Source organism: Blastococcus sp. SYSU D00922 (assembly GCF_054050495.1).
Window position 1 is genome coordinate 448,931 of the sequence record NZ_JBJGZL010000001.1, and the last position, 16,995, is coordinate 465,925.

A 16,995-nucleotide genomic window follows, 5' to 3' on the forward strand; every position below is an offset into this window, starting at 1 on the left:
CGCGCGAGCCTAAGCAGGGCGCTACCGGCCGAGCGCGACGCCCCGCAGCTTGTCGGGGTTGCGCACCAGCAGCACCTGGCCGATCCGGCCGTCCTCGGCCAGCACCATCGACATGGACAGGAACGGCTCGCCGCCCTGCCACGCCACGATCGCCGGGGCGCCGTTCACGTCCGCGACCTCCACCCGCAGGTCGGGCATGGACATGCCCTGGGCCGAGACGCCGGCGACGAACCGGGCCACCTTGTCGGCGCCCTCGATGGGCCGCAGCGCGGCCTTCGCCTTGCCGCCGCCGTCGCTGACCAGGACGACGTCCGGCGCGAGCACGGCCAGCAGCTGCTCCAGGTCCCCGCCGGCAGCCGCCTCGAGGAACCGCTCGGTCGCCTCCCGCTGCGCGCGGCGGTCGGTGTCGAACCGGGGACGGCGCGCCTCCACGTGCTCGCGCGCCCGGTGCGCCGTCTGGCGGACCGCCGCCTCGCTGCGGCCGAGGGCGGTGGCGACCTCCGCGACCGGCATCCCGAACACCTCGCGGAGGACGAAGACCGCCCGCTCGGCGGGGGAGAGCGTCTCCAGCACGACGAGCAGCGCCAGCGACACCTGCTCGCCCAGCTCCGCCGCCTCGTCCGGGCCCGGTGCCGGCGGCGCGCCGCCCAGCCCCGGACCGGTGAGCAGGGGCTCGGGCAGCCACGGGCCGACGTAGGTCTCCCGCCGCGCCCGCGCCGACCCCAGGCGGTCCAGCGCCAGCCGGGTCGTGATCTGCACGAGGTAGGCCCGGGCGTCGGCGACGTCGTCCCGCGGCGCCGCCGACCAGCGCAGCCAGGCGTCCTGGACGACGTCCTCGGCGTCGGCGACGCTGCCCAGCATCTGGTAGGCCACCGTGAACAGCAGCCGCCGGTGCCGGTCGAACGGGGCGAGGGCGGCGGTCACGAGGCCGGCACCTCGCAGCGGTCGCGGAACCCCTGGCTGGTCAGCCCGAGAGCGCTGTTGAACCGCGACCGCACGTTCTCCACGGCGATCATCATGGTCAGCTCGACCAGCTCGGCGTCGTCCAGCCGCTCCCGCAACCCCTCGACCATCTCGTCGGTCACCGCGGGCGGCGTCGCGGTGGCCGCCTCGGCGTAGGCGATGACCTGCCGCTCGAGGTCGGTGAAGACGTCGCTGTCGCGCCACCGGGGGACGGCGCGCAGCTTCACGGGGTCCACGCCGTCCTGGGTGCTGATCCAGTAGCCGAAGTCGACGCACCAGGAGCAGCCGATCTCGACGGCCGCCGCCATGACGGCCAGCGCCTTCAGCGTCGGGTCCAGCCGGTTCCACCGCGCCAGGGAGGTCTCGAACCGCGCGTCGGTGAGCAGGACCCGCGGGTTGTGCCCCATCGCCGCCAGCGGGTCGAGCACCGCGCCGTAGGTGCGGCGGGCGTACCAGGCGGCGAGCCGGTAGAGCCGGGTGCGGGGCGGGTCGAGCGGGATGCGTGCCATGTCGTCGTCCTCTCCGTGCCTGTGTGGCATGGAGACGACGCAGCGGTCCCGGACGTGACAGGGCCGGCACCGGCCGGGTCCTCCCCCTTCCGACCCGACCGGCGCCGGCGACCGGACGGCACGTCCGGCCTCCGGCCCGGCGCAGCCCCGCGAGGTCAGGGCGGGGCCGGCCGGGCCGGACGATCGGGGATCAGCAGCTGGTGTTCTCGACCGTGTGCTCGTGGCCGAAGGCGTCGACGACGACGACGGGGCCGCACGTCTGGTTCCGCATGGCCTGGGCCTCACCCGCCGGGACGGCGACGGTGAAGGCGGCCGCGAGGACGCCCGCGACCAGCACGATCGCGGCCATCGGGCGCCGGGGTGCGGTGGCCTGGATGCGGGCGGCCACGTCGGCGGGCAGGCGGTGGCGGAACGGCGGAACGGGGATCGACTCGGGCATCGTCGTCACGTCCTCTCGGTGGGCCTGTGACCGGAGGAGGGAGGTGGCGGGACGGCCGGATACACGGCGGGCAGACTGCGGCGGTGGACACCTTCACGCTCTTCCTCGCACTGCGCCCCGACGAGTCCCCGGACGACTCCGCCGTCGACGTCCTGACGGCCGGACTGCGCCCGGGGGACGACGCGCTGCGGGTGTGGCGCGAGGAGGGGCGGGGGCTCCTCCGGGTGGCGACGGAGGAGCCGGCCGAGAGCCTGGAGGCGGCCCTGGGGCTGGCCCAGGACCTGGGTGCGGAGCTCCTGGCGCGGTGCCCGGGGACGCTCCTGGAGGTCTCGGCCATGGGCGACGAGGACTCGCTCGTCTGGCGGGCGGTGCCCTGACCGGTCGGAGCCGGCCCTACAGCCGGCCCCGGCCCTGGCGCAGCAGCAGCATGCCGAGCGCGGCGCCGTCCGGGCCGAGGGCGGCGCGGAACCTGTCGAGGACCTGCTTCTCCCGCGAGAGGTTGAGCCGGGTGCCGCCGCTGGCCGACCGCAGCGCGCCGATCTGCTGCGAGACGGCCAGCCGTCGGCGGACCAGCTCGATGATCTCGGCGTCGCAGGCGTCGATCTCCGTCCGCAGCTCACCGATGCGGTCGACGTCCGCGCCGGTGACCGCGACGGGTGCGGGGGTGGTGGGGGTGCTCATGGGGTGTCCTCCGGGGCTGGTGGCCGTCAGGTCCCCGGAGACGAGAAACGCCCCGGGGCTCTTCGGGCCCGGGGCGTCTGTTGCGGCGGTTGCTCAGCCAGCGGTGACGGACACCGGATCCCGGTGGCCGTAGTAAAAGCTGACCGTGGCGAGCACGGGCGCGAGTCTGCCACACGCGGCGGAGGGAAGGCCACGACGGGCGGGGATCAGCCCCCGACGCCGACCGGCTGACGCCCGGCGGGCGCCGGCAGGACCAGGGGCGCGCGGCGGGTCGGCGGCAGCCGCAGGCGGGCGGGCTCCTCCACGAAGCGCCAGAGGCCCCAGGCGACCGGGAGCGGCAGCAGCGGGAGCGCCAGCTGCAGGAGCGCGGCGGGCACGGACCCGCCCCGCAGCGACGGGTCGAGGTCCTCGAGCGTCCAGACCACCTCGAAGACGCCCATGTGGACCAGGTACAGCGCGAAGGAGATGCGCCCGCCCAGGACCACCAGCGGCGTGGCCAGCGGCCGGGCCAGACCACCGTCGGTCAGGGCGAGCGCGCCGACCAGCACGGGGAGGACCAGGACGGCGGCGCCCGCGACGTCGCGGCCGGTGGCGTCGGCCGCCCAGACGACGGCCAGGACCAGCAGTGCCGATCCCACCGTGAGGCGGGCGGCCGCCCGGGGACCCACGACGCCCCGCGGGACGCGGGCCACGCCCAGGGCGACGAGCGCGCCCGCGAGGAAGCTGCCGGTCAGCCGCAGCAGCCAGCTCCAGCCCCAGTCGTGCGCGCCGAGCCACAGGCAGGCGGACGCGAACGGGGTCACCGCCACGAGCGCGAGCCCACCGAGGACGCCGGCGGAGGCGAGGCGCAGCCGGAACAGGGCCAGCGCCGCCACGGGGAAGACCAGGTAGGCCAGCCACTCCGCGCTCAGCGACCACCCCGGCCCGACCGGGCCGGTGGCCGAGTAGTCGGGCCGGTCCCACACCTGGACCAGGAGGACCTGGCGCAGCAGCGTGACGGCGTCGAGCCGCGTCTCGGTGGACCCCGCCCCGACCGCCAGCTGCTTGACGACCAGCCCCGCGGTCGTCGCGGTGAGGACGACCATCCACGTCGGCCAGATGCGGCTGAGCCGGGCGCGGTAGAAGTCGAGGCTCGCGCGCAGGCGCGGGCGGCGCCCCAGGACCGCGACGTAGTTGTGCGCGAGGACGAAGCCGCTCAGCACGAAGAAGAGGTCCACGCCGAGCCAGCCGGCCTCGAGCAGGGGAGCCAGCGGCCGCAGCGGTCGCTGCCAGGGCGTGTCGGGGGAGAACAGCCAGAAGTGGTGCGCCACCACCCACAGCGCGGCGACCGCCCGCAGACCGGTGAGGGCGCGGATCTCGCCGTCCGGCGGCCGTTGCGGCCCGGCCATCCACCGCTCCCGTCGTCCGATCACCCTGCGTGGTGTTCTCGTCACGCTAGCCAGCGGACGGCGTCCGGCCGGGCTCCGTCGGGGCGGTGTCGCGCGATGCGGAACCCGTCCGTCACACCTGGCTCGTGCGTGTCCTGCGGCCGAGCCGGCCGACGTCCTGGGACGGGTGGGACGGAGGTGGACGGCGGCGGGGGAGTGTCCCCCGACCGGCTTACAGTGATGTGGTCATGAGCAGCGTCCAGGAAGCCCTCCCCGGCACAGCCGCACTCCAGCGCACGGCGAAGGGGTCCGTCGGGCGGGAGCTCGAGCGGATGCTCGCCGGGCTCAACGGTCCGCAGCGCCAGGCCGTCGTGCACGAGGGCGGTCCGCTGCTCATCGTCGCCGGCGCGGGGTCGGGCAAGACCCGGGTGCTGGCGCACCGGATCGCCTACCTGCTCGGTGCACGGCACACCCAGCCCGGCGAGATCCTGGCGATCACGTTCACGAACAAGGCCGCCGGCGAGATGAAGGAGCGGGTGGCCCACCTGGTCGGCCCCCGCGCCCGCGCGATGTGGGTCTCCACGTTCCACTCGATGTGCGTGCGCATCCTGCGGGCCGAGGCGGCCAAGCTCGGCCTGAAGTCGTCGTTCACGATCTACGACCAGGGCGACTCGGTGCGGCTCATGACGATGGTCGCGCGCGACCTCGACCTGGACGCCAAGCGCTACCCCGGCCGCAGCCTCGCCGCGCAGGTGTCCAACCTGAAGAACGAGCTGATCGACGAGGAGAGCTACGTCCCGCAGACGGCGCCGGAGAAGGTGCTGGCCGAGGCGTACCGGCTCTACCAGCAGCGGCTGCGCCAGGCGCACGCCATGGACTTCGACGACCTGATCATGAACACGGTGCACCTGCTGCAGGCGTTCCCCGACGTCGCGGAGCACTACCGCCGCCGGTTCCGGCACGTGCTGGTCGACGAGTACCAGGACACCAACCACGCCCAGTACGTCCTCGTGCGCGAGCTGGTCGGCCCCGAGGGCGGTCCGGTGCCGCCGGCCGAGCTGTGCGTGGTGGGTGACGCCGACCAGTCGATCTACGCCTTCCGCGGCGCGACGATCCGCAACATCGACGAGTTCGAGCGCGACTACCCGCAGGCGACGACGATCCTGCTCGAGCAGAACTACCGCTCGACCCAGCGCATCCTCAAGGCGGCCAACCAGGTCATCTCCAAGAACACCGGCCGCCGTCCCAAGAACCTGTGGACCGACTCCGGCGACGGCGAGCTGATCGAGGGCTACGTCGCCGACAACGAGCACGACGAGGCGGCCTGGGTCGCGGAGCAGATCGACGCGCTCGTCGACGAGGGCAAGGCCCAGCCGAAGGACATCGCGGTCTTCTACCGGACCAACAACGCCTCACGTGTGTTCGAAGAGGTCTTCATCCGGGTCGGCATGCCCTACAAGGTCGTCGGCGGCGTGCGCTTCTACGAGCGCAAGGAGGTCCGCGACGCGCTGGCCTACCTGAAGGTGGTCGCCAACCCGGCCGACGTGGTCAGCCTGCGCCGGGTGATCAACACCCCGAAGCGCGGCATCGGCGACCGGGCCGAGGCCTGCATCGAGAACTTCGCCGACCGGGAGCGGATCGCCTTCGCCTCCGCGCTGCGGCGCTGCTCGGAGATCGGCGACCTGGCCACCCGGTCGCTCAAGGCGATCCAGGAGTTCGTCGCGCTGCTGGAGGAGTTCGAGCAGCTCGTCGAGACGGGCTCAGGCCCCGCCGCGCTGCTGGAGAGCATCCTCGACCGCACCGGCTACCTGGCGGAGCTGCAGGCCAGCACCGACCCGCAGGACGAGGGGCGCGTCGACAACCTCAACGAGCTCATCTCGGTCGCCGCGGAGTTCGAGGCGGCCACCCCCGACGGCACGGTCACCGACTTCCTCGAGCAGGTCTCGCTGGTGGCCGACGCCGACCAGATCCCGGTCACCGGTGACGACGCCGGCGTGGTCACGATGATGACGCTGCACACCGCCAAGGGGCTGGAGTTCCCGGTCGTCTTCCTGACCGGGCTCGAGGACGGCGTCTTCCCGCACCTGCGGGCGCTCGGCGACCCGCGCGAGCTGGAGGAGGAGCGCCGGCTGGCCTACGTGGGCATCACCCGCGCCCAGCAGCGGCTGTTCCTGTCCCGCGCGCAGGTGCGCACCAGCTGGGGGCAGCCCTCGTACAACCCGCCCTCGCGCTTCCTCGACGAGCTGCCGGCCGACACGGTGCATTGGGCGCGGCTGGAGCCGGCCCCGGCGTCGACGGGGTACTCGTCGGCGCAGTCGCGCGTGGCCGCCACCGGGCTGTCCACCGGTGGGCTGCGCGGCGGGGCGGGCAACCGGCCGATCATCTCGGTGGACGTGGGCGACCGGGTGAGCCACGACGCGTTCGGCCTCGGCACGGTCGTCGAGGTCACCGGCGTCGGCGACAAGGCCCAGGCGACCGTCGACTTCGGCTCCGGCGGCACCAAGCGCCTCGTCCTGCGCTACGCCCCCCTCGTCAAGCTCTGACCTGAGGAGCGGGACCCGGAGGGTCCCCGACGAAGGTCAGGCAGGCCGCGGCACGGTCCGGCTGCGTCGGGCATCGCGGATCACGACGGAAGCCGCCCCGCGAGGTGCCACGAGGAGTGGGGCCCGGAGGGTCCCCGACGAGCGAGCAGGCTGGGCTCAGCGCAGCAGGGGGACGTCACCTGGCCGCGGTGTCGGCCGGAGGCCGACAGATCAGATGTTCACCCCGCGCTCGGCGAGCCAGTCCTGCGGGTCGGTCGGGCGGCCGTCCATGCCGCCGCGGTGGATCTCGTAGTGCAGGTGCGGGCCGGTCGAGTAGCCCTCGTTGCCGACCTTCGCGATCTGGTCGCCGGCGTGCACGATGTCGCCCGCGGCCACGCTGTAGTAGCGCATGTGCCCGTAGATGTGGACGTTTCCGTCGGCGTCCTGGATGTAGACGGCGTTGCCGAAGCCCGACGCCCGGCCGGCCTTGAGCACCACGCCGTCGGCGGCCGCGTAGATCGGCGTGCCGAGGGGGGCGGCCAGGTCGAGGCCGTAGTGCATCTGGCCCCAGCGCATGCAGTAGCAGGTGGTGAGCCGGCCCTGCGTGGGCAGCACGGTCTTGGGGGCGCGGGCGGCGCGCGAGGCGGCCAGCTCGCCGAGGCGGGCCTGCGCCTCGGCCTCGGTGATGCTGCGGCGCACCCCGCTGTCGTCGATGCCGCCGCTGAGGGCGAGGTCGGCGGCGACGCCGAGGCCGTAGTCGGACGCGGTGCCGGTGAGGTCGTCGCCCGTGCCGGTCAGGCCCGGGACGGCGGCGACCAGCGCGCCGGCGATCAGCGCGGCCAGCCAGAGGTGCGCCCGTCGGCCGGGCGGCTGCGGCAGCCGGCGGCGGGACCGGGCCGGGGCCGGTTCGGTCTCCGGGACCTCGGTCGCCGGCGTGGCCGTGGTGACCGCCGTGGCGGCGGTGGCGGGGGCGGGCGTCGCCGTGCGCTCGCGCTCGGTGCCGGGCCGCTCGAGGACCTGCGGTGCACTGCTGCGAGCCAAGGCGCACCTTCCCGGACGAGCGCTCCACCACCGAGCCGGTCGACGGCCCGTCGGGGGAGCGACGGCGGCTGAGGACGACGGGTCTCCGGCGTCCGCCGGTGGTCACCGGCGCCGTGATCGAACCGTAACGATGCGTCAGGGCCCGACAAAGCACCGCACGGCACGTGTCGCGATGTGTGCGCCGTGTGACGGCTCTCAGGCGACGGCGCGGCGCGGGCGCTGCGGCGCGTCCCGCAGCCCGGCCAGCGTCGCGGCCACCTCGTCGACCACGTGCCGGTGCCGCGGCAGGCTCATGTGCCCGACGCCGCGGACGAGCACGTTGCGGGCGCCGAGGTCCGGGTGGTCGCACCGACCGGAGCTGGTGGGCAGCACCATCTGGTCCAGGTCGCTGTAGATCGCGGTGATCCGCGTCCGGCAGGCCGGGGCCGGCTCGGCCAGCTCCCGCAGGACCGGCGAGCCGGGCCGCAGCTGGCGGATGAGCGGGGTCGGCACCACGTGCGCCAGGATCGAACCGGAGTGCGGCGTCCCGAGGGTCACCAGGGAGGCGATGCGGCGGTCGCCGCCCTGCCGCTGGACCAGGTGACGCGCGATGAGCCCGCCGAGGCTGTGCCCGACCACGTGCACGCGGTCGTGCCCGGTCTGCTCGCAGATCCGCTCGACGTGGTCGCCGAGATCGGCGGCACCACGGGCGATGTCGGTCAGGAGCGGGCTGTAGTTCCACGTGCAGACGTGGGCGAAGCCCCGCCGCCGCAGGCTCCGCTGCATGACCGAGAAGACCGAGCGGTTGTCGACCAGCCCGTGCACGAGCAGGACCGGTGTGCGGGCGGCGAGGGGGTCGTGCGCGAAGAGCGCCCGCACGGCGGCCGGCTGCTCTCCGGTGCGGATCCGGGGGTCCAGGCGCAGCGCCGGCGTGCGCGTCCCCAGCGGGTACATGAGGACGTGGGCACCGACCCAGGCCAGCTCGGCGAGGCCGCCGGTCAGGGTGGCGGGCCGGCAGAGCGCGCGCACGCCGGAGGGGGCGGGCCGGGACGCGCCACCCGTGTGCGACGCTGGCTCCGCGCCGGGTACGACTCCTGGGCGCATGGCCGATCTCCCCCCGCTCCTGCTCACCGGCAGCGGCTCGGGTTTCGGCCCCGCAGGTGCACGGCTACTTGTCCGTTCACCGGACGGTAATGCGTCTGTGTGGCCGTCGTCACACATAACGCTCCCGTTCATCGGCCGATCGAGTCCGGTTCCTGACCGGATCGCGGCCTTCCGTGACCATCCGACCGGCGATCGCGGCCGCAGACTGGAACCGGCGTCGAGATCCCGACGAACCGGCGACCGAAGGGGGAACCGTGTCCCGCGACGTCCGCTCCGGGTCGGCCAGCCGACGGGCGACACCGACCGCCCGCCGGACCGCCGCCCGGCCCGCCCCCTCTTCCCGCCGGGGCGCCGCGGAGGTCGGCCGTCCCGCGGACGCGGTGGTCGTCGGCCCGGTCCCCGTCGGCGCGCGGGTCACCGGCGCTCTCCTGGTCCTCGCCGCCCTGCTCTCCATCGCCGCGGCCTTCCCCACCTACCTCGTCGTCGGCGGGGCGGAGCTGCGGGCGGTCGACGGGGTCGGCAGCGCTCTCGTCGCGCTCCTCGTGCCGGTGGCCGGGCTGGCGGTGGGGGTCACGCTCCTGCGCGGGGCGGTGCCGAAGTTCGGGCTCGCCTACGCCGCGGTCGCCGGTGCCCTCGGGGTCGGCCAACTGCTCATCGAGGTCTACCGGGGGAGCAGCTCCACCTCCCGCCCGGGCGTCGAGGTGCTGGCCGGCGAGCGCGTGCTGACCAGCGGTGTCGACGCCGGCCCGGGCTGGATCCTCGGGGTCGCCGGGCTCGTCGTCACCGTCGTCGCCGGCGTCGTCGCCGTCGCCACCTGGGGCCGGACCGTGATGGACGACGGCGGAGCGCTGGACGCCGTCCGGTCCGGGATCGCCGGGGCGGCCGTCCTGCTCGGTGTCGCGACGGTGCTCTGCCTCAGCCTCCCGGCGGCCGACGTCCCCGACCGGCTGGTGGTCGATCCGGCGACCGGCCTGGAGACGGTGGTGACCCAGGAGGGCCCCCAGGCCCTGCTGGAGCGACCGGGCCTGGCCCTCATGGGCGGCCTGCTGCTGGCCGGCGCCGTCGTGCTCTGCTCCGTCGTGGCGCCGTCCCTCCGCCCCCGCCTCGCCGTGGTGGGTGGCCTGCTCGCCGTGGCGGTCACCGTGCTGGCCGCGGCCCTGACCGGGCTGCGGGACGCCGCGGCGTCCGACGAGCTCCAGTGGACGCTGCCCGGGATGGGCCTGCTCGTCACCGGAGCGGGCTACGCGGTCCTCACCGTGCTCGCGTGGCGGCTGCGCCGGGGCTGACCCGCGCGGGACGTCTGCATAAGGTGCGGGACGTGGACGAACGCATCCGGGTGGTCATCGCCAAGCCGGGCCTCGACGGGCACGACCGCGGCGCGAAGATCGTGGCGCGGGCGTTGCGCGACGCCGGCATGGAGGTCGTCTACACCGGCCTGCACCAGACGCCCGAGCAGATTGTCGAGACCGTCGTCCAGGAGGACGCCGACGCGGTCGGCCTGTCCGTCCTCTCGGGGGCGCACATGACGCTGTTCGCGCGGCTCCGGGAGCTGATGGACGAGCGCGGGATCGACGACGTCGTCGTCTTCGGCGGCGGGATCATCCCCGACGAGGACATCCCCGAGCTCGAGCGGCTGGGCGTCGGGCGCATCTTCACCCCCGGCGCCACCACCACCGAGATCGTCGACTGGGTCCAGCGCAACGTCGGCGCGGCCGCCTAGCCCACCACGGGGACGGTCAGCTGCTGGCCGAGCCCGGGCCCGGTGGTCAGCGTGACCGGCTGGGGGAGCGTGGAACCGCGGTAGGCGAGGTCGCCACCGGCGAGGACGACGGCCAGCCGGTGACCGGGCTCGAACCGGTGCACGATCCCCGGCAGCTCGATGGTGACCGGCTTGGTGACGTCGGCGACGCGGACGGGGGAGATCAGCCGGTGCGGCAGCTCGATGGCGCCGTCCGGACCGATGTCGTAGACCTTCGCGAAGACGACCAGCTGCCCGGCGGGACCGCCCGCCTGCGACGCCGCCGCTGTCGGTGCGTCGAGCCGCACGGTCAGCCGCGGTGAGCCCACGACGTCCATGGCCCGGGTGAGCGGCTGGGTCGCGAAGCGGATCGCGGTCCCGGGGGGATCGGTCACGTCCCCGCTCTGGTCGAGGGCCGACGTCTCGGTGTAGTTGGGCCCGATCGGCGCCACCCCGCTGTAGGCGCTCAGGCCCGGCACGACCTGCGTGGCGGAGGTGACCAGGGCCCCGTCCCTGCCGCCGGCGCTGGAGCCGGACAGGTGGAAGGTCCGCTCGGTGCCCACCGGGTAGGACGGCGCGACGGCGTAGGACCGGGTGATGTCGCCGGTGGCCTCGTAGACCCAGTCCCGGTAGTAGGCGAAACCCTGGGGCGGCTTCGGTCCGCGGTCGCGGACGTAGTGGTCGAACCAGGCCAGCGCCGCCCTGCCCTGCAGCGACTGCGCGGGGTGGCGCATGTCCAGCTCGCCCGGCTTCGGGGTGGAGCTGCTGTGCCCCCACGACTGCCAGACGAGGGAGACCGGGGTCCCCTGGCGCCGGAGAGCGGTGTAGGTGGCCACGGACTCCTGCAGGTTGAACAGCGTGTCGGCCTGCCCCTGCCCGATGAGCGTGGGCACCCGCACGTCGCGCATGTAGCTGGCCACCGAGTTCGAGCGCAGGTAGTCGATGGACGCCTGGCTCGGGTAGCCGAGCGTCGCCACCTCGGTGAGCGCCCGGCAGACCTCGGGCTCGAAGTTGGCGCAGTTCTCCGCCTGCGCGGCCTGCTGGAAGAAGTCGGCGAACCTCGCCGGGTCGGCGAGCGCCCGGAGGTCCTGCGCGCCGTTGATGACGCCGACCGTGGTGAAGAGGGCCGCCCACTGGTACTTGAAGACACCGGTGCCGCCCGAGCTCACCGAGCCGCTGCGGGCGGTGCCCTGCGGCAGGCCGCTGTTGTCGGGCGCCAGGGAGTAGGAGAGGTCGTTCCAGGTGATCAGCGGGATGATCGCGTCGACCCGCGGGGTGCCGGCGGCCTTCTCGAAGCCCGCCGTCGCGAACTGGATCTGGCCGCCGTAGGAGCCGCCGGTCATGCCGACCTGGGGGTCGTACCGCACGCCGGTCTTCGCGTCCTCGCGGACCACCTGGTCGATCCGCACCGGCTGCCCCGTCTCGTCGTCGACGGCGGTGATCGCCGGGTCGCCGCCCAGGAACCGGACGAGCTGGCCGGCGGCGTTCCCGTCGTGCTCCCGGTCGTCGAGGGTGATGGGGCAGTTGTCGCCGTCGACGAACCCGAGGCCCGTGTAGGAGAGCGTCACGTAGCCCTGCTCGCCGAAGCCCTGGGCCAGGTCGGCCTGGTCGTCCTTGGTGCCGCCGAAGCCGTTGGTCGCCAGCAGCGCCGGGGCGGGGCGGCTCGCGCTGACCCCGGCCGGGACGTAGAGGTCGGCGTCGATCCGGCAGGTCCGGTTCTCCGGCCCGAGACCGGTCACGGTGATGGTCAGGTCCCGCGGCGTGATCTCGGCGGCGGACGCCGGCGGCGCGAGCGCGGCCATGCCCGCCGCGGTGAGCATGGTGGTGACCAGGACTGTCGTGGCTCGGCGCACGGGGACTCCTCGTCGTCGAGGTGCGTCGGTCAGGGCACGTGCGGGCGGTTCCTCCGGCCCGTTGGGGTGACGCATCCTGTGATGCGCCCCACCCGGCCAGCACCCCTACAACGCCCGGAGGCGCGGGCAGGTTACGGGCGGGCTACGGTGCCTGTTCGTGGATCTCTTCGAGTACCAGGCCCGTGACCTGTTGGCCTCGCACGGTGTCCCCGTGCTCCCCGGCGGTGTCGCCGAGACGCCCGAGCAGGCGGAGGCGATCGCCCGCGAGATCGGGCAGACCGTCGTCGTCAAGGCGCAGGTGAAGACCGGCGGCCGCGGCAAGGCCGGTGGCGTCAAGCTCGCCGACAACCCCGAGGACGCCAAGGCGCGCGCCCAGGACATCCTCGGCCTCGACATCAAGGGCCACATCACCCACAAGGTGATGGTGGCCCAGGCCAGCGACATCGCCGAGGAGTACTACTTCTCCTACCTGCTCGACCGGTCCAACCGCACCTTCCTGGCGATGGCCTCGAAGGAGGGCGGCATGGAGATCGAGCAGCTCGCCGTCGAGCGGCCCGAGGCCCTGGCCCGCATCCCCGTCGACGCGTCGAAGGGCGTGGACGAGGCCAAGGCGGCCGAGATCGTCGACGCGGCGAACTTCCCGGCCGAGGTGCGCGACCAGGTCATCGCGATCGCCGTCCAGCTGTGGGACGTGTTCTCCAAGGAGGACGCCACGCTGGTCGAGGTCAACCCGCTCGCCAAGGCGCCCGACGGCACCGTGCTCGCGCTCGACGCGAAGGTGACCCTCGACGAGAACGCCTCCTTCCGCCAGGAGGGGCACGCCGCGCTGGAGGACACGGCCGCGGCCGACCCGCTCGAGGCGCGCGCCAAGGAGAAGGACCTCAACTACGTCAAGCTCGAGGGCGAGGTCGGGATCATCGGCAACGGTGCCGGCCTGGTCATGAGCACCCTCGACGTCGTGGCCTACGCCGGTGAGGAGTTCGGCGGCGTCAAGCCGGCCAACTTCCTCGACATCGGTGGCGGCGCCTCCGCGGAGGTCATGGCCGACGGCCTGGAGATCATCCTCTCCGACCCCGCCGTGAAGAGCGTGTTCGTCAACGTCTTCGGCGGCATCACCGCCTGCGACGCGGTGGCCAACGGCATCGTCAGCGCGCTGGGCATCCTCGGCGACGAGGCCACCAAGCCGCTCGTCGTCCGCCTGGACGGCAACAACGTCGACGAGGGCCGCCGGATCCTCGCCGAGGCCAACCACCCGCTGGTGACCGTGGTCGACACGATGGACGGCGCCGCGCGCCGGGCCGCCGAGCTCGCCGCCTGACCGACGCGACCGAACAGGAATCCAGAGAGATGTCGATCTTCCTCAACGAGAACAGCAAGGTCATCGTCCAGGGCATGACCGGCTCCGAGGGCAGCAAGCACACCCAGCGCATGCTGGCCTCGGGCACCGCGATCGTCGGCGGCGTGAACCCCCGCAAGGCCGGGACGAGCGTCGACTTCGACGGCGCGAGCGTCCCGGTGTTCGGCGGGGTCGCGGAGGCGATGAAGGAGACCGGCGCGGACGTCAGCGTCATCTTCGTCCCGCCGCCGTTCGCCAAGGCCGCCGTCATCGAGGCCGTGGACGCCGGGATCGGGCTCGCCGTCGTCATCACCGAGGGCATCCCGGTGCACGACTCGACCTACTTCTGGGCGCACGCCCAGGGCAGCTCCACCCGGATCATCGGCCCGAACTGCCCCGGCCTGATCAGCCCCGGGCGCTCGAACGCCGGCATCATCCCGGCCAACATCACCAAGCAGGGCAAGATCGGCCTGGTGTCGAAGTCGGGCACGCTGACCTACCAGATGATGTACGAGCTCCGGGACATCGGTTTCTCCACCGCCGTCGGCATCGGCGGTGACCCGGTCATCGGCACGACGCACATCGACTGCCTGCAGGCGTTCCAGGACGACCCGGAGACCGAGGCCATCGTGATGATCGGCGAGATCGGTGGCGACGCCGAGGAGCGCGCCGCCGACTTCGTCAAGGCCAACGTCACCAAGCCGGTCGTCGGCTACGTCGCCGGCTTCACCGCGCCCGAGGGCAAGACGATGGGCCACGCCGGCGCCATCGTCTCCGGCTCGGCCGGCACCGCGCAGGCCAAGAAGGAGGCCCTCGAGGCCGCCGGTGTGCGCGTGGGCAAGACCCCGTCGGAGACCGCCCGCCTCATGCGGGAGATCGTCGGCGGCTGACCCGCTCCCGCCGCTGCCCGGTGTCCCCAGTCGGGGGACACCGGGCAGCGGCGTCTCCGGGGCCCTGCGAAGATCACGTTCGGACGACGACACGCGAGGCGCCGTTGCCCGGCCGTCGCGGGACGGCCACGATGCGCCTCGCCCACCCCCACTGCGAGGAGAGCCCGAGATGACCTCCAGCCAGCCTCCCCAGCCGCCCTCGGGCGAGCAGCCGGAGCCCGGGCACCCGCAGCAGCCGCAGGGGCAGCCGGCGTACGGGCAGCAGCCCCCGCCGGGCTACGGGAGCCCGCAGGGTCCCGGCCACCAGCCGCCGCCCCCGCCCGGGCACCAGCCCCCGCCCGGTTACGGGCACCAGCCCCCGCCGGGCTACGGCCAGCAGCCCCCGCCCGGTTACGGGCAGCCCCCGGGCTACGGCCCGCCCCCCGGGTACGGACCGCCCCCCGGCTACGGCCCGCCGCAGGGCTACCAGCCGGGCTACGGCCAGCCCGGGTGGGGCCCACCGCCGGGTTACCCCCCGGCGCGGCCCGCCGGCAGCGGCTTCTCCTTCGACCTGAAGCGGCTCCGGATCGCCGACTACGTCATCGCCGCCGGGACGATCCTCTACTTCGTCTGGGCGCTGTTCCCGTGGGAGACGTTCGGGGACGACTTCTTCAGCTTCACCCGGAGCGGCTTCGACTTCAGCAACGTGACGTCGGCGTTCGTGCTGCTGGTGCTCGCCACGGCGTGGGCGCTGCTCCCGGCCTTCACCGACCTGAAGCTCGGCTTCCCGCGCTCGTGGGTCACCGTCGCGCTGACGGCGCTGGCCTGGCTGCTCACCCTGTTCGCCTGGCTGGAGAGCATGGACACCGGCTTCACGGTGTGGCCCCTGCTCGGCTTCCTGACCTCCACCGCGCTCCTCGTCATCGCCGGGCTCTCGCTGATCCCGGAGATCCGTAACCGCCCCACGCTGCCGAGCGGGCTGGCCGGCGCGGCCCAGTGGGCCAACCAGCCCGCCCCGGACTTCGGCCAGCGGCCGGGCGGCCCCCAGCAGGCCTACGGGCAGCAGGGCCCCGGGCAGCACGGGCTCGGGCAGCCGGGTCACGGGCACCCGGGCCAGCAGTACGGGCAGCCGGCGCAGCCGTACTCGTCGCCCCCGCCGCCGCCCCCGACGGCGCCCGCGCCGACCCAGTCGGCGCCGACACCGCCTCCGGCACCGCCGTCCACGGGGGGTTCGACCGCGTCCGGTGAGGGCTCGGGTACTCCCGGTTCCGGCGAGCGGCCTCCCGCCTGATCGACGCGCCGGGACCGCCCGATATCGGGTCAGGTCCCGGCGCGTGCGGCCGCGTCGGGCCGCTCCTCTTGCGAGAGTGGGGACGTGGTCTCCCTGCTCGCCCGTCTGCCCCGGACCGGCCGTGCGGGCGCCGTACCGGTGGTCGCGCTGGCCGGCGCCGTGGCAATGGCCGTCAGCGCGGCGGCCTTGGCGGGCCTGGCCCTCGCGCTGGTCGTCGTCCAGACGCTCGACCCGGTCGGCGGCCAGTCCGTCGGCGACTCGGTGGTGCTGGCCGGCCGGCTGCTGCTGCTCGCCCAGGGCGGCGAACTGGACCTCGCCTCCGGTCCGCTGGTGCTCGCGCCGCTGCTGCTCACGCTCGGGCTCGCGTGGGGGCTCACCCAGGCCGGCCGCGGCGTCGCCCGCCTGCGGCCGCCGTCGTCCGGCGCCGACGCGGCCCGAGCGGTGGGCGCGGTCGTCGCCGTCCACCTCCTCCTCACCGTCGTCCTCGGCCTGGTCGTCGACGCCCCCCACGCGCGGGTCGGCCTGCTCCGGACCGTGATCGGCGCTGCGCTGCTGGCGCTGGTCGCCACGGGGTGGGGCGTCGCGCGCGAGTCGGGCTCCCTCGACGCGGTGCTCGACCGCGGCTCGACCCGGGCGGTGCTGCGCGGGGTGGTGGCCGGGCTGCTGACGGCCCTCGCGCTGTGCACCGGGGTGGTGGCGGTCGCCCTGGTCGCCGACGCCGGCGGGTACGCGGCGCTGTCGGGCTCGCTGGGCGGCGCCGGCGCGGGCGCGGTCGGGCTCGCCGGGCTGGCGCTGCTCCTCCTGCCCAACGCGGCTGCGGCCGTGCTGGGCCTCGCCGCCGGACCCGGTTTCCACGTCGGCTCGGGCACCCTCGTCTCGGTGCACGGGGTGACCCTCGACGCCGTCCCCGCCCTGCCGATGCTGGCCGCCCTGCCCGACACCCAGGCGGTGCCCCTGATCGCGTTCGTCTCCCAGGCGATCCCCGCGCTGGCCGGGCTGGTCGCCGGCACGACGGTCGGCCGGTGGCTCGGGGACGAGCAGGGCGGCTCGGTCGTGGCCGGGCTCAACGGCGTCCTCACCGGGGTGCTGCTCGGGGTCGCGGGTGGGCTGCTGGCCTGGATCGCCGGGGGGTCCCTGGGCGACGGCGCCCTCGCCGAGGTGGGCGCCCCGCCGGTGGCCACGGGCATCGCCATCGCCGCCCAGAGCGGCATCGCGGCGGCGGTCGGGGCAGCCGTCGCCCGCTGGCGGGCCCACGGCTGACGGCCCCGCCGGTCGCCGCCGGGCCCGCGGCTAGGGTTTCGTC

The 16,995-nt window shown here is 74.4% G+C and carries 16 protein-coding genes; 8 read left to right on the plus strand and 8 right to left on the minus strand.

Features of this window, described 5'->3' with window-relative positions; all coding sequences use genetic code 11:
• Positions 1-21: 21 nt before the first annotated feature.
• The 3 genes from ACI78T_RS02410 to ACI78T_RS02420 all read right to left on the minus strand — a co-directional run bounded on the left by ACI78T_RS02410 (position 22) and on the right by ACI78T_RS02420 (position 1,920).
• Positions 22-924 carry an RNA polymerase sigma-70 factor gene (locus tag ACI78T_RS02410; protein WP_456556472.1) on the minus strand — a complete coding sequence of 301 codons (903 nt, stop codon included), beginning with the start codon at positions 922-924 and terminating at the stop codon, positions 22-24.
• Positions 921-1,472, minus strand: a complete 552-nt coding sequence (locus ACI78T_RS02415; RefSeq protein WP_456556473.1) for a carboxymuconolactone decarboxylase family protein — start codon at positions 1,470-1,472, stop codon at positions 921-923. Before ACI78T_RS02415 ends, ACI78T_RS02410 begins: the two co-directional genes overlap by 4 nt.
• Positions 1,473-1,662: 190 nt before the next feature.
• Positions 1,663-1,920 carry a hypothetical protein gene (locus ACI78T_RS02420; RefSeq protein ID WP_456556474.1) on the minus strand — a complete coding sequence of 86 codons (258 nt, stop codon included), beginning with the start codon at positions 1,918-1,920 and terminating at the stop codon, positions 1,663-1,665.
• A gap of 74 nt (positions 1,921-1,994) precedes the next feature.
• Between ACI78T_RS02420 and ACI78T_RS02425 the strand changes: the two genes are divergently transcribed.
• Entirely contained in the window at positions 1,995-2,288 is a 294-nt protein-coding gene (locus ACI78T_RS02425) for a hypothetical protein (RefSeq protein ID WP_456556475.1), read from the plus strand.
• 16 nt (positions 2,289-2,304) lie between these two features.
• Here the strand turns inward: ACI78T_RS02425 and ACI78T_RS02430 are convergent, their stop codons facing one another.
• Together ACI78T_RS02430 and ACI78T_RS02435 are read right to left on the minus strand one after the other, a co-directional pair.
• Positions 2,305-2,592 carry a chorismate mutase gene (locus ACI78T_RS02430; protein ID WP_456556476.1) on the minus strand — a complete coding sequence of 96 codons (288 nt, stop codon included), beginning with the start codon at positions 2,590-2,592 and terminating at the stop codon, positions 2,305-2,307.
• A gap of 206 nt (positions 2,593-2,798) precedes the next feature.
• Positions 2,799-3,980: an acyltransferase family protein gene (locus ACI78T_RS02435; RefSeq protein WP_456556477.1), complete on the minus strand. Its 1,182-nt coding sequence runs from the start codon at positions 3,978-3,980 to the stop codon at positions 2,799-2,801.
• Positions 3,981-4,207: 227 nt separating this feature from the next.
• Between ACI78T_RS02435 and pcrA the strand changes: the two genes are divergently transcribed.
• Positions 4,208-6,502 carry a DNA helicase PcrA gene (gene pcrA / locus ACI78T_RS02440; RefSeq protein ID WP_456556478.1) on the plus strand — a complete coding sequence of 765 codons (2,295 nt, stop codon included), beginning with the start codon at positions 4,208-4,210 and terminating at the stop codon, positions 6,500-6,502.
• 210 nt (positions 6,503-6,712) lie between these two features.
• Here the strand turns inward: pcrA and ACI78T_RS02445 are convergent, their stop codons facing one another.
• Together ACI78T_RS02445 and ACI78T_RS02450 are read right to left on the minus strand one after the other, a co-directional pair.
• Positions 6,713-7,522 (minus strand): M23 family metallopeptidase, encoded by an 810-nt coding sequence (locus tag ACI78T_RS02445; protein WP_456556479.1) that lies wholly within the window; start codon positions 7,520-7,522, stop codon positions 6,713-6,715.
• 195 nt (positions 7,523-7,717) lie between these two features.
• Positions 7,718-8,605 carry an esterase/lipase family protein gene (locus tag ACI78T_RS02450; protein ID WP_456556480.1) on the minus strand — a complete coding sequence of 296 codons (888 nt, stop codon included), beginning with the start codon at positions 8,603-8,605 and terminating at the stop codon, positions 7,718-7,720.
• Between the two features lie 254 nt (positions 8,606-8,859).
• On the opposite strand from ACI78T_RS02450, the gene ACI78T_RS02455 reads away from it, so the two are divergent.
• Entirely contained in the window at positions 8,860-9,891 is a 1,032-nt protein-coding gene (locus tag ACI78T_RS02455) for a hypothetical protein (RefSeq protein WP_456556481.1), read from the plus strand.
• Positions 9,892-9,923: 32 nt separating this feature from the next.
• Positions 9,924-10,325, plus strand: coding sequence for a cobalamin B12-binding domain-containing protein (locus tag ACI78T_RS02460; RefSeq protein ID WP_116453278.1), 402 nt, complete (start codon positions 9,924-9,926; stop codon positions 10,323-10,325).
• Here ACI78T_RS02460 and ACI78T_RS02465 read toward each other — a convergent pair.
• Positions 10,322-12,196, minus strand: coding sequence for a CocE/NonD family hydrolase (locus ACI78T_RS02465; protein WP_456556482.1), 1,875 nt, complete (start codon positions 12,194-12,196; stop codon positions 10,322-10,324). The two genes, ACI78T_RS02460 and ACI78T_RS02465, sit on opposite strands and share 4 nt — an antisense overlap.
• A 157-nt stretch (positions 12,197-12,353) precedes the next feature.
• Here ACI78T_RS02465 and sucC point away from each other — a divergent pair, with 157 nt between their 5' ends.
• From sucC to ACI78T_RS02485, 4 genes are all read left to right on the plus strand, one after another.
• The gene (gene sucC / locus ACI78T_RS02470) at positions 12,354-13,514 is read left to right on the plus strand and encodes an ADP-forming succinate--CoA ligase subunit beta (protein ID WP_456556483.1); all 1,161 of its coding nucleotides are present in this window, start codon (positions 12,354-12,356) and stop codon (positions 13,512-13,514) included.
• Between the two features lie 29 nt (positions 13,515-13,543).
• Positions 13,544-14,422 (plus strand): succinate--CoA ligase subunit alpha, encoded by an 879-nt coding sequence (sucD, locus tag ACI78T_RS02475; protein ID WP_456556484.1) that lies wholly within the window; start codon positions 13,544-13,546, stop codon positions 14,420-14,422.
• A 169-nt stretch (positions 14,423-14,591) separates the two neighbouring features.
• Positions 14,592-15,692: a hypothetical protein gene (locus ACI78T_RS02480; RefSeq protein WP_456556485.1), complete on the plus strand. Its 1,101-nt coding sequence runs from the start codon at positions 14,592-14,594 to the stop codon at positions 15,690-15,692.
• A gap of 84 nt (positions 15,693-15,776) precedes the next feature.
• Positions 15,777-16,952: a cell division protein PerM gene (locus tag ACI78T_RS02485; RefSeq protein ID WP_456556486.1), complete on the plus strand. Its 1,176-nt coding sequence runs from the start codon at positions 15,777-15,779 to the stop codon at positions 16,950-16,952.
• Positions 16,953-16,995: the final 43 nt, after the last annotated feature.